Origin of the sequence: Micromonospora sp. M71_S20 (genome assembly GCF_003664255.1) — a bacterium.
GTDB lineage: Bacteria > Actinomycetota > Actinomycetes > Mycobacteriales > Micromonosporaceae > Micromonospora.
Window position 1 is genome coordinate 765,696 of sequence record NZ_RCCV01000004.1, and the last position, 12,025, is coordinate 777,720.

General features: G+C 72.0%; 8 protein-coding genes. 5 read left to right on the forward strand and 3 right to left on the reverse strand.

The window, feature by feature from the left end; genetic code table 11:
- The 3 genes from DER29_RS32130 to DER29_RS32140 form a co-directional block, all read right to left on the reverse strand.
- Positions 1 to 840: a carbohydrate ABC transporter permease gene (locus tag DER29_RS32130; protein WP_121401359.1), complete on the reverse strand. Its 840-nt coding sequence runs from the start codon at positions 838 to 840 to the stop codon at positions 1 to 3.
- Positions 833 to 1,822 carry a carbohydrate ABC transporter permease gene (locus tag DER29_RS32135; protein ID WP_121401360.1) on the reverse strand — a complete coding sequence of 330 codons (990 nt, stop codon included), beginning with the start codon at positions 1,820 to 1,822 and terminating at the stop codon, positions 833 to 835. Before DER29_RS32135 ends, DER29_RS32130 begins: the two co-directional genes overlap by 8 nt.
- Before the next feature lie 66 nt (positions 1,823 to 1,888).
- A complete protein-coding gene (locus DER29_RS32140) occupies positions 1,889 to 3,187 on the reverse strand; it encodes a sugar ABC transporter substrate-binding protein (RefSeq protein ID WP_121401361.1) in 1,299 nt (432 codons plus the stop codon).
- A 222-nt stretch (positions 3,188 to 3,409) separates the two neighbouring features.
- Between DER29_RS32140 and DER29_RS32145 the strand changes: the two genes are divergently transcribed.
- The 5 genes from DER29_RS32145 to DER29_RS36040 all read left to right on the forward strand — a co-directional run bounded on the left by DER29_RS32145 (position 3,410) and on the right by DER29_RS36040 (position 11,866).
- Entirely contained in the window at positions 3,410 to 4,648 is a 1,239-nt protein-coding gene (locus DER29_RS32145; RefSeq protein ID WP_121401362.1) for an ROK family transcriptional regulator, read from the forward strand.
- A gap of 174 nt (positions 4,649 to 4,822) precedes the next feature.
- Positions 4,823 to 7,444: a discoidin domain-containing protein gene (locus DER29_RS32150; protein ID WP_121401363.1), complete on the forward strand. Its 2,622-nt coding sequence runs from the start codon at positions 4,823 to 4,825 to the stop codon at positions 7,442 to 7,444.
- Positions 7,445 to 7,596: 152 nt separating this feature from the next.
- Positions 7,597 to 8,217 (forward strand): TetR family transcriptional regulator, encoded by a 621-nt coding sequence (locus DER29_RS32155; RefSeq protein ID WP_121401364.1) that lies wholly within the window; start codon positions 7,597 to 7,599, stop codon positions 8,215 to 8,217.
- A 66-nt stretch (positions 8,218 to 8,283) separates the two neighbouring features.
- Positions 8,284 to 9,876, forward strand: coding sequence for an MDR family MFS transporter (locus DER29_RS32160; protein WP_121401365.1), 1,593 nt, complete (start codon positions 8,284 to 8,286; stop codon positions 9,874 to 9,876).
- A 253-nt stretch (positions 9,877 to 10,129) separates the two neighbouring features.
- Positions 10,130 to 11,866 (forward strand): LamG domain-containing protein, encoded by a 1,737-nt coding sequence (locus DER29_RS36040; protein WP_158619131.1) that lies wholly within the window; start codon positions 10,130 to 10,132, stop codon positions 11,864 to 11,866.
- The last annotated feature ends 159 nt before the right edge of the window (positions 11,867 to 12,025 follow it).

A 12,025-nucleotide genomic window follows, 5' to 3' on the forward strand; every position in this document is an offset into this window, starting at 1 on the left:
TCACCTGACGGCGCCGGCGGTGAGGCCGGCGACGAAGTAGCGCTGCAACGCCAGGAAGCCGGCCACCACCGGGACGCTGACCACCAGCGACGCGGCCATCACCTGGTTCCAGTAGACGTTGAACTGGGTGGAGTAGCCCTGGAGGCCGACGGCGAGGGTGCGGCTGCCCTCGTCGGTCATCACCGAGGCGAAGAGCACCTCGCCCCAGGCGGTCATGAAGGCGTAGACGGCGACCGCGACGACACCCGGCACCGCCGTCGGCAGGATGACCCGGAACAGCGTCCGGAGCGGGCCGGCGCCGTCGACCTGCGCCGCCTCGTCGAGGCCGCGGGGGATCGAGTCGAAGTAGCCGACCAGCATCCAGATCGAGAACGGCAGGGAGAACGTCAGGTAGGTGATGATCAGCCCGGTGCGGCTGGCGTACAGCTGGATGCCGGTGGCGGTGCCGAGGTTGACGTAGATCAGGAACAGCGGCAGCAGGAAGAGGATCCCGGGGAACATCTGGGTGGAGAGCACGGTCACCGAGAACAGCCCCCGGCCCCGGAAGCGGTACCGGCTGACGGCGTACGCCGCGAAGATCGCCACGGTGACGGAGAAGAGCGCCGCCACGGTCGAGACGACCAGGCTGTTGACCAGGTAGCGACCCAGCGGCACGGTCGACCACATGTCGACGAAGGCCTGCGCGGTCGGGCGCCGGGGCCACCAGGTGAAGCTGCCCTGCACGTCCTGCAACGGCTTGAGCGCCGAGCTGAGCATGACGTAGAGCGGGACGAGCACGAAGAGCGCGAGCAGGGTCAGCACGATCCGGCGGGCCCAGCGCTCGGCGGCGGTCTCACGCATCGTTCCTCCGGCGGTTGGTGACCAGCAGGTAGCCGGCGGTGACCAGGAGCAGGAACAGCAGCAGCGCCACGGACATCGCCGAGCCCGCGCCGAAGTCCCAGGTCTTGAAGGAGCTGCGGTAGATGTGCAGGGAGATCAAGTTCGCCTGCTCCGGCGCCGAGCCGCCGAAGAGCACGTACGGGGTGTTGAAGTCGTTGAAGGTCCAGAGGAACAGCACCAGCACCAGCACCAGGTTGACCGGGCGCAGCATGGGCAGCGTCACCGAGCGCAGCCGCCGCCAGAATCCGGCCCCGTCCATGGCGGCGGCCTCGTACAGCTCGCCGGGGATGTTCTGCAGGCCGGCCATCAGGCAGAGGAAGGCGAACGGCCAGGACCGCCAGACCGAGACGGTCAGCAGCGCGACGAAGCTGTTCTCCCCGATCAGCCAGAACGGCCGGTCGTCGAGGAGGTGTAGCTGGTCGACCAGCACGTGGTTGACCAGGCCGGTGTCCCGCTGGAAGAGGAAGCTCCAGGTGATCACGGCGGTGTAGACGGGCAGCGCGTACGGGGTGAGGAAGAGCGCGCGCAGCACGCCACGGCCGCGGAAGGGGCGTTGCAGCAGCACGGCGGCGGTGGCGCCGAGCACCCAGGAGAGCCCGACCGAGGCCACCGTGTAGCCGACGGTCACCCCGAAGGAGTGCAGCAGCTCGGCCCCGACCGCCGAGTCGACGTCGAGCACCACGCGGTAGTTCTCCCAGCCCACGAAGGGCGCGGTGGACCAGTCGCGGATGTGGAACTGGGTCAGCTCGCGCAGGCTCATCCACGCCCCGACGAGCATCGGGACCACGTGGATCGCCAGCTCCAGCACGACGGCCGGGGCGAGCAGCAGGTACGGCAGCAGCGACCGGCGGCGGCCGGGTGACCGTCGGTCCGTCGGGGTCGCCGCGCGGCGGGCGGGCCGCTCCGGTGCGGCGACGTCCCGGGAGGGCGTGGTGGTGGACATCGTGGTCCTCTCGCTGGGTGGCCGTGGGAGGGTCGGCGTCCCTCCCACGGCCACCGGTCCGGCGGGTCAGCGCATCTGCTGCTGGGCCCGGGTCAGCTTCTGCCGGACGCTCTCCTCGGTGATCGGTTTGCCGCCAGCGGCCTCGGCGAAGAGTTCCTTGATGGCGGTGCCGACGAGGGTCTCGAAGGTGCTCTCGTCGGGCACCTGCGGCAGTGGCGCCGCCGTGGTGGCGAGGGTCTGCTGGAGCACCTTCTGCTCCGGGGCGGCGAACGCCGGGTCGTTCGCCACGGTGGAGACGGCGGGCAGCGAGCCGTACGTCCTGTTCAGCGCCACCTGCTCGGCGTCGCTGGTCATGAACTTGACGAACTCCAGCGCGGCGTCGGTGTTCTTCGTGTGCTTGAACACCGCGAGGTTGATCCCCGCGACCATGCTGTTGACCTTCCTGCCGCCCGCCGGCGGGGTGGCCGGGAACGGCACGGGGGCGATCCCGTACGCGTCGGGGGCCATGTTCTGCGACTTCAGGTTGGACCCGGCGGCCTGCCAGAGCAGCATGGCGGCCTTGCCGTTGGCGAAGTCGGAGACCGACTGGTTCTGCGCGTACTCGGCGTTGCTCGGGTTGACGATCTTGTCGACGGCCATCAGGTCGACGTACCGCTTGACGGCGGCGACGTTCTGCGGGGTGTCGAAGGTCGGCTTGCCGGCGGAGTCGAACCACTCGCCGCCGTACTGCTGGCTGAAGGTGAAGGCGTGGTGGGCGTTCTCCGACGGGTTGGCCCCCTCGACGGCGAGGCCCCAGCGGCCGCCGCCGGTGAGCTTGCGCCCGACCTCGGCCACCTGTTCCCAGGTGGTGGGCGGGCTGGTGACGCCGGCGTCGGCGAACGCCTTCTTGTTGTAGTAGAGGGCGTAGGCGAGGCTGTAGAGCGGCACCGCGGCCGGCGGTTTGCCGGGCGCGCCGGCGGCGGCCAGCGCCGCGGGCACGAACCGGTCCTTCCCGCCGACCTTGGCGAGGGTGGCGTCGTCGAACTCGACCAGCGCGCCGGTGGCCTGCAACGACGCCGACCAGGTGTTGCCGATGTTGACCACGTCCGGGCCCTGGCCGGAGGTGGCGGCGGTGAGCAGCCGGTTGAGCAGGTCCGACCAGGGCACCACCTCGACGTTGACCTTGATGCCGGTCTGCTGCTCGAACTTGTCCAGTTCCGGCTGGAGGGTCTGCTTGTCGGCCTCCAGGCTGGCGCCCTGGTTGCTGGCCCAGTAGGTGAGGGTCTTCCCGGCTGCGCCGGAGGAGCCGCCGGAGTCGCCGCAGGCGGTCAGTGTGGTGGCGGCCAGCACGGCCGCCGTGAGTATCGCGAGGTGTCGTCTCGACACGTTCGGCCCTTCCGTTGCACGTGGTGGGGGTCGCCGGCGTCGCGTCGGGGAACGGGGGTGACGGGCGGCGGCGGACGGTGGGCGGGGCACGCCGGCGGGGGCCGGCGCTCCAGAAGTTCCATCACGACTTAATGAATGTGGTCATTAAAGTGGTTGGCCGAGAGGTCGTCAAGCACGGGGTCGTACAGTCGCTCCGGACGGCCGAGGGGATCGAGGTGGCAGGTGGAGCTGGCGCGCGCGACCAACCGGGGCGTCCGGCTGCGAAACCGGTCCGCCCTGCTGTCGAAGGTCTTCCTGGACGGCCCGCTCACCCGGCAGGACCTGGTCCGCAGCACGGGGCTGAGCCAGCCGGCGGTCAGCAACGTGGTCGGCGACCTGATCGACGAGGGGCTGATCGCCGAGGCGGGCGCCGCCGAGTCCGACGGCGGCCGGCCCAGCATGATGCTGCGGGTCGCGCCGCGGTTCGCCTTCGTCGTCGGCGTGGACGTCGGCGAGACCCGGGTCCGGGTGGAGCTGTTCGACTTCGCGATGACCCAGCTGGCCAGCGTCGCGTACCCGCTCGATCCGCGGCGGACGGAGCCGGCGGAGGTGGCCGGGCACGTGCTGGCCGGCATCGACGCGGTCACCGCCCGGGCCGGGGTGGCCGTCGACGAGGTGCTCGGCGCCGGCATCGGCGTCTCCGGGGTGGTCGAGCAGGGCCGGGAGGCCGTGGTGCACGCCCAGTCGCTCGGCTGGGACCGGGTGCCGTTGGAGCGGCTGATCGCGGCGGGCACCGACCTGCCGCTGCACATCGACAACGGGGCGAAGACGCTCGGCCAGGCGGAGATGTGGTTCGGCGCGGGCCGGGGGGCCCGGCACGCCGTCTTCGCGCTGGTCGGTTCGGGGATCGGCACCGCCGTGGTGACCAACGGGGTGACCTACCGGGGCGCCTCCAGCAGCGCGGGGGAGTGGGGGCACACCACCCTCATCTACGGCGGGCGGCCCTGCCGCTGCGGAGGCCGCGGCTGCCTGGAGGCGTACGTCGGCGCGGAGGCCGTCATCGACCGCTACCGGGAGGCCCGGGGCGGCCACCCGGTCCCGGGCGGGGACGAGGAGTCACAGCTGGCCGCCCTGATCGACGCGGCCGACACCTCGGCGGCCGCCCGGCGGGTGCTGGACGAGACGGCCGAGTACCTCGGTGCCGGGGTGGCCAACCTGATCAACCTGTTCAACCCGGAGCGGGTCGTGCTCGGGGGCTGGGCCGGCATGGCGCTGGGCGGCCTGCTGCCGGCCGTCCGGGAGGCCGCCGGCCGCCAGGCGCTGCGGCAGCCGTACGAGCAGGCCTCGATCGAGCTGGGCCTGCTGGGCGTCGACGCGGTGGCGCTCGGCGCGGCGACGCTCCCGATCGCCCGGCTGCTCACGGCGGGCGGGGTGCGGTCGGCGAACCGGCGGGTTACCGAACAAATCGAACTTCACGGATAAATAACAGCGTTATTTATCGATGCCTTGACGGCTGCGCAACGGCGCCGCAACACTCGGACGAGAGCGCTCTCTCCCATTCCGGCACCGGCCGGCGTACGCCACCCGCATCGCTGCGGCCCCCTTCGTCATCCCGTCACGCCCGAGGTCAGCGACCCTCTATCGACAGGCGAAGTCATGACATCTCGCGCCATATCCGTACGCCCGACGCCGCCGCCGGGGCGACCCGCCCGGCGGTTGCTCATCGGTCTCGCGCTGCTCCTCGTCGCGGCGCTCACCCCCGCCGCGACGCCCCCGGCGCAGGCCGCCCCGAGCCTGCTGTCCCAGGGACGGCCCGCGACCGCCTCGTCGACGGAGAACGCCGGCACCCCGGCGGCCGCCGCGGTCGACGGCGACGCCGGCACCCGCTGGGCCAGCGCCTTCAGCGACCCGCAGTGGATCCAGGTCGACCTCGGCGCCCGGGCCAACCTCAGCCAGGTGGTCCTGTCCTGGGAGGGCGCCTACGGCCGGGCCTTCACGATCCAGACCTCCGACGACGGCGCGGCCTGGACGACCGTGCACAGCACCACCGCCGGCACCGGCGGCACCCAGACCCTGGACGTCGCGGGCGCCGGCCGGTACGTCCGGATGCACGGCACCGCGCGCGGCACCGGCTACGGCTACTCCCTCTGGGAGTTCCAGGTCTACGGGGAGGCCGGCGGCACCGCGCCCACCTGCGGCAGCGCCAACGTCGCCCAGGGCCGGCCGGCCACCGCGTCGTCGGTGGAGAACGCCGGCCTCCCCGCCTCGGCGGCGGTCGACGGCAACCCGGGCACCCGCTGGGCCAGCGCCGCCGCGGACCCCCAGTGGCTGCGGGTGGACCTGGGCTCCGTGCGGTCGATCTGCCGCGTGGTGCTGGCCTGGGAGGCCGCCCACGCGCGGGCGTTCCAGCTCCAGACCTCGGTCGACGGCAGCGCCTGGACCACCGTGTACGGCACCACCACCGGCACCGGGGGCAGCCAGTCGCTCGCCGTCACCGGCAGCGGCCGCTACCTGCGGGTGTACGGCACGGCGCGAGCCACCACCTACGGCTACTCGCTCTGGGAGCTGGCGGTGAACGTGCCGGGCGACGACGCCCCGCCGGTGGAGCCCACCGACCCCCGCAACCCGAACTTCGGGCCGAACACCTTCGTCTTCGACCCGTCCACCCCGACCGCCACCATCCAGAGCCGGCTGAACACGATCTTCACGCAGCAGGAGCGCAACCAGTTCGGCCCCGAGCGCTACGCCGTGCTGTTCAAGCCCGGCACCTACACCGCCGACGTCAACCTCGGCTTCTTCACCCAGGTCGCCGGTCTCGGCATGAGCCCGGACGACGTCAACCTCAACGGCCACGTACGCGCCGAGGCGTTCTGGATGGGCGGCAACGCCACGCAGAACTTCTGGCGGGCCGCCGAGAACCTCTCGGTGACCCTGCCGGCCGGGGTGACCGTGGAGCGGTGGGCGGTCTCGCAGGCCGCGCCGTACCGGCGGATGCACCTGCGCGGCGCGCAGAACCAGATCCAGCTGTGGAACGGCGGCGACGGCTGGTCCAGCGGCGGCCTGATGGCCGACACCAGGATCGACGGCCTGGTCGTCTCCGGGTCGCAGCAGCAGTGGTACTCGCGCAACAGCGAGTTCGGCGGCTGGACCGGCTCGGTGTGGAACATGGTCTTCCAGGGCGTCACCGGCGCCCCGCCGCCGCACTTCCCCAACCCCTCGCACACCGTCATCCCGCAGACCCCCCAGGTGCGGGAGAAGCCCTTCCTCTACGTCGACGGCACCGGCGAGTACCGCGTCTTCGTGCCCGCGCTGCGCACCAACTCCACCGGCACCAGCTGGTACGGCAGGACCCCGGCCGGCTCGTCCATCTCCCTCAGCCAGTTCTACGTCGTGCGGCCGGGCACCGGCGCGGCCACCATCAACGCCGCGCTCGCCCAGGGCCGGCACCTGCTGTTCACCCCGGGCGTGCACCGGGTCACCGAGCCGATCCGGGTGGACCGCCCCGACACGGTGGTCCTCGGCCTCGGCCTGGCAACCGTCCAGGCCGACAACGGCGCCGTCGCGATGCGGGTCGCCGACGTGGACGGCGTGAAGGTGGCGGGCATCATGTTCGAGGCCGGCCAGGTGAACTCGCCGGTGCTCATGGAGGTCGGCCCGCCCGGCTCGGCGGCGAGCCACGCGGCCAACCCGACCTCGCTGCACGACGTCTTCTTCCGCATCGGCGGGCCGGGCGTCGGCCGGGCCACCAACACGTTGACCGTCAACAGCGACCACGTGATCGGTGACCACATGTGGCTCTGGCGCGCCGACCACGGCGACGGGGTCGGCTGGACGGTGAACACCGCCGACACGGGCCTGACGGTCAACGGCGACGACGTGACCATGTACGGCCTCTTCGTCGAGCACTACCAGCGGTACCAGACGGTGTGGAACGGCAACGGGGGCCGGACGTACTTCTACCAGAACGAGATGCCGTACGACCCGCCGAACCAGGCCGCCTGGATGAACGGGGCCACCCGCGGCTACGCGGCGTACAAGGTGGCCGACTCGGTGAGCACCCACCAGGCGTGGGGGATGGGCAGCTACTGCTACTTCAACGTCGACCCCTCGGTCGTCGCCGACCGGGCCATCGAGGCACCGACGAGCCCGAACGTCCGGTTCACCAACATGGTCACCGTCTCCCTCGGTGGCGTGGGCACCATCAACCGGGTGGTCAACGGCACCGGCGGCACCGCCAACGCGGCCAATCAGCAGGTGTACCTCACGACCTACCCGTGACCCGTACGGCGGCGGGCCCGGCCGGATCGTCCCGGCCGGGCCCGCGCCCCTTCCTGCGCCCCGCGATCCCCGGACCGGCCCGCCGGATGGCCAGCGTCACTTCACCGAATAAAACATTGCAGGACCTGCAAGATCGCTAGTAGGGTCCTCGCGTGACATCCGCCGGAACCGAACCCGCTCCCGGGCGGCGCGACCGCAAGAAGCGCCAGACCCGGGCCGCGCTGACCGAGGCGGCCCTGCGCCTGGTGGCCGAGCGCGGACTGGCCCAGGTGACGGTGGAGGAGATCAGCGAGGCGGCCGACGTCTCCCCGCGCACCTTCTTCAACTACTTCGCCTGCAAGGACGACGCCCTGGTCGGCGACCAGGCGGACCACGCGGCGCGCCTGGTCGCCCGGCTGGCCGCCGTGCCGCCCGAGGTGCCGGTGCTGACCGCGCTGCGGACCGCCCTCGACGAGGTCATCGACGAGGTGCGCGCCGAGCGTGAGCTGTGGTGCCTGCGGATGGACGTGGTGACGCGCAATCCCGCGCTGCTGCCCCGCCTGCTGGCCGGCAACGCCGAGACGGAACGCGCCATCGTCGAGGTCGTCGCGGCGCGGGTGGGCGTCGATGCCGACCACGGCTACCCGGCGCTGGTCACCGCCGTGACGGGCGCTGCGCTGCGCCACGCCATGACCCGGTGGGCCGCCCACCCCGACCGGCCGGACCTGGCCGACCTCGTCGACGAGGCGTTCGCCGCCCTCGCTGCGGGGCTGCCGCAACCCGACCGGTCCTGACCCGCAAGCCCCTTCCGGGAAAGGCGCCCGGGAGGCCGTGAAACCCGTACCCGGTAAGGAAGGTCAATGACCGCCACCGTGCCCGCCAAGACCCCCGAGGTCGGCGCCGGCCGCATGTCCCGCCGCGAGGTGCTCCAGGCACTCTCCGGCCTGATGGTCGGCATGTTCGTGTCGATCCTCGCCTCCACGGTCGTGGCGAACGCGCTGCCGCGCATCATCGCCGACCTCGACGGCACCCAGACCGTCTACACCTGGATCGTCACCACCGAGCTGCTGGCCATGACGGCGACCGTGCCGCTGTGGGGCAAGATGGCCGACCTCTACAGCAAGAAGCTGCTGATCCAGCTCTCCCTCGGCCTCTTCGTGATCGGCTCGCTGATCGCCGGGCTGACCCCGAATGTCGAGGTGCTGCTGGTCAGCCGGGTCGTGCAGGGCATCGGCGCCGGTGGCATGACCGCCCTGGCCACCATCGTGATGGCGGCCATGATCCCGCCCCGCGAGCTGGGGCGCTACGCCGGCATCTTCGGCGCCGTGTTCGGCGTCGGCACCATCGCCGGCCCGCTGATCGGCGGCGTGCTCGTGGACACCTCCTGGCTCGGCTGGCGCTGGTGCTTCCTGATCGGCGTCCCGTTCACCCTGCTCTCGATCGTCCTGCTCCAGCGCACCCTGCACCTGCCGGTTACCCGCCGCAAGGTGAAGATCGACTGGCTCGGCGCGCTGCTCATCACCTCCGGGGTCTCCACCGTGCTGGTCTGGTCGTCGCTGGCCGGAAACAAGTTCGCCTGGGCCTCGGGGTGGACGGCGCTGATGGTGGGCGGCGGCCTCGTCCTGCTGGCGCTGGCGGTCTGGGTGGAGTCCCGCGCGGCGGAGCCGATCGTGCCGCTGGACATCTTCCGCAACCGGACGGTCTCGCTGACCACCGTCGCCAGCATCCTGGTCGGTGTGGCGATGTTCGGCGGCACCGTCTTCCTGTCCCAGTACTTCCAGCTCTCGCTGGGCAAGTCGCCGACGGTGGCGGGGCTGATGAGCCTGCCGATGATCCTGGGCCTGCTGGTCTCGTCGACGGTGGCCGGCCAGCTGATCACGAAGTACGGCCGCTGGAAGCGTTACCTGGTGGCCGGCGCCGCCGTGATGGTCGCCGGCATGCTGCTGCTGGCCACCATCGACGCCCAGACCAGCATCGTGCTGCTCAGCGTCTACATGGCGGTGCTCGGCGTCGGCGTCGGCATGCTCATGCAGAACCTGGTGCTCGCGGCGCAGAACGACGTGCCGGCACACGAGCTGGGCGCGGCCACCTCGGTGCTGACCTTCTTCCGCAGCATGGGCGGCACGATCGGCGTCAGCGCGCTCGGCGCGGTGCTGGCGAACCGGGTCGCGACGCTGAGCGCGGAGAAGCTCGGTCCGCTGACCGGCGGCGCCACGGGCGGGGAGGGCTCCACCGAGGTGCCCGACCTGTCCGCCCTGCCCGAGCCGGTGTTGAAGATCATCCAGGACGTGTACGGGACCGCCACCGGCGAGCTGTTCCTGGTGGCCACCCCCTTCGCGGTGCTCGCCCTGGTGGTGGTGCTGTTCATCCGGGAGAAGCCGCTGCACACCCTCAGTGGTGACGAGCGGCGGGCCCGGGAGGAGGCGGCCGCCGTCGTGCCCGGCGCGCACTGAGTCACCCGCCGAGGGGCGGTCCGGATCCGTTCCGGGCCGCCCCTTTCGCGTGCCGGCAGCCGCCCGTCCGGCTGCGTCCGGCCGCCGATCCGGCCGTGCGCCGGGCCGCCCGTCCGGCAGCGAGGCGGACGTCGTTCCGCCCGCCCGCCGCATTGACGCCTTTGATTGACAGGTGATGAACGGCACGTTACGGTCGCTCGGGAAAGCGCTTTCCACCTCACCCGCCTGCCCCACCACCCTCAGGAGGCCAGTCATGGAAAGGCCGGACCCCCCACGTCCGTCGTACCGGAAGAGGTGGCCCGTCGTCGGCGGCGCGGTCGCCGTGCTCACCGCCGCCAGCCTCGTCCTCTCGCCGACGGCCGGCGCCGCCACCGCCTTCTCGGCCGACTTCGAGGACGGCAGCATCGCCGGCTGGTCCAAGTCGGGCGGCACCTGGTCGGTCGTGCCCGACGGCTCCCAGGTGGCGCGGCAGTCCAGCACCTCCAGCGAGAACGCCCGACTCTTCAACGCCTCGACCGCCCTCACCGACTACACCGTCCAGGCCCGGGTCAAGCCCGTGAGCCTGGGCGCCAACGGCTTCGTCGGGCTGCTCGCCCGCGCCTCCGGCTCGACGACGTTCCACCGGTTGGCCCTGCTGCCGGGCCGGGTCGAGTTGCAGGCGGTCAACGGCAGCTCCGTGACCGTGCTGGGCAGCTCCGCGCGGACCGTCAGCAACGGCACCTGGTACACCCTCTCGCTCACCGCCAGCGGCTCCGTGGTCAGCGCGTCGGTCGACGGCACGCAGTTCGCCTCGCGATCCGCGTCGGGCCCCGCCGCCGGCCGCATCGGCCTGCAGACCGCGTACTCCTCGGCGTCCTTCGACGACTTGGTGGTGACCACCGGGTCCACCCCGCCCCCGACGACCGCGCCCCCGACGCCCACCACCGCACCGCCCACCACCGCGCCCCCGACGACGCCGCCGCCCACCACCCCGCCCCCGACCACGCCGCCGCCCACCACACCCCCACCCGGCGGCAACGCGCCCGGCCTCCAGGGCTTCGCCACCATGACCGGCCACGGCCGGACCGGCACGAACGGCGGAGCGGGCGGCCCGACGGTGACCGTCAGCAGCTACGCACAGCTCGCCGCGGCCGTGGCCGACGACGCGCCGCGCATCGTCCGCGTCTCCGGCACGATCACCGGCACCGGCGCCAAGATGCTGGACGTCGGCTCCAACAAGACGATCATCGGGGTCGGCTCCACCGCCACGATCAGCGGCTTCGGCCTCGACGTCAACGGCTGGGGCCCGGACGAGGTGGCCTGGGGCGGGGACCTCTGCGACCCCGCCGAGCGGAGCCAGTTCACCCACGTCCAGAACGTGATCATCCGTAACCTGACGTTCCGCAGCTCGCCGGACGACTCGATCAACGTCCAGTGCTACTCGCACCACGTGTGGATCGACCACAACACCTTCCACCCCTCGACGGACGGCTCGGTGGACGTCAAGCGCGGCTCCGACCTCGTCACCGTGTCGTACAACCGGTTCGTCGGCACCGACAAGTCGATGCTGCTGGGCCACAGCGACAGCAACGGCGCCCAGGACACCGGCTACCTGCGCGCGACCTACCACCACAACTGGTTCGACGGCTCCAACACCCGCCACCCCCGGGTGCGCTTCGGCTACGCCCACGTGTTCGGCAACTTCGTGGAGGTCGACGACTACTTCATCGGCCTCGGCGTCGGCGGCCAGGTCTACGCCGAGAGCAACCACGTGAAGAGCGCGAAGACGATCACCGAGGACTTCGGCGACACCCGCCTGACCTGGACGGGCACGAACTTCTACGACAAGGCCACCATCACCCGGGCGAACGACTCCGGCAAGACGATGGACGACTGGCTGCGGATCGACAACACCGTCGCCCGGCCCCCGTACGCGTACACGGCCGGATCCGCCTCCGCCACGCCGCCCGCCGCGGGCGCGGGGGTGGGCGGCGCGGACCAGCTGCCGTGACGGTGCCGCCGGCCGTTCCGGGCGACCCGGACTGAACCGGCCGTCGGTGGGGGCGGGCGAGCACCAGGCCCGCCCCCACCGACGCGTGCCACGTGGCAGCGGCCCAGCCGCGTCGGCATGTGCCAGCAACCCAGCCGCGTGGCAGGTGCCCCCCGTCCC

Coding starts and splice junctions, on each gene's coding strand:
- DER29_RS32130 (WP_121401359.1), bottom strand. CDS start 840: ATGCGTGAGACCGCCGCCGAGCGCTGGGCCCGCCGGATCGTGCTGACC.
- DER29_RS32135 (WP_121401360.1), bottom strand. CDS start 1,822: ATGTCCACCACCACGCCCTCCCGGGACGTCGCCGCACCGGAGCGGCCC.
- DER29_RS32150 (WP_121401363.1), top strand. CDS start 4,823: ATGACATCTCGCGCCATATCCGTACGCCCGACGCCGCCGCCGGGGCGA.
- DER29_RS32160 (WP_121401365.1), top strand. CDS start 8,284: ATGACCGCCACCGTGCCCGCCAAGACCCCCGAGGTCGGCGCCGGCCGC.
- DER29_RS36040 (WP_158619131.1), top strand. CDS start 10,130: ATGGAAAGGCCGGACCCCCCACGTCCGTCGTACCGGAAGAGGTGGCCC.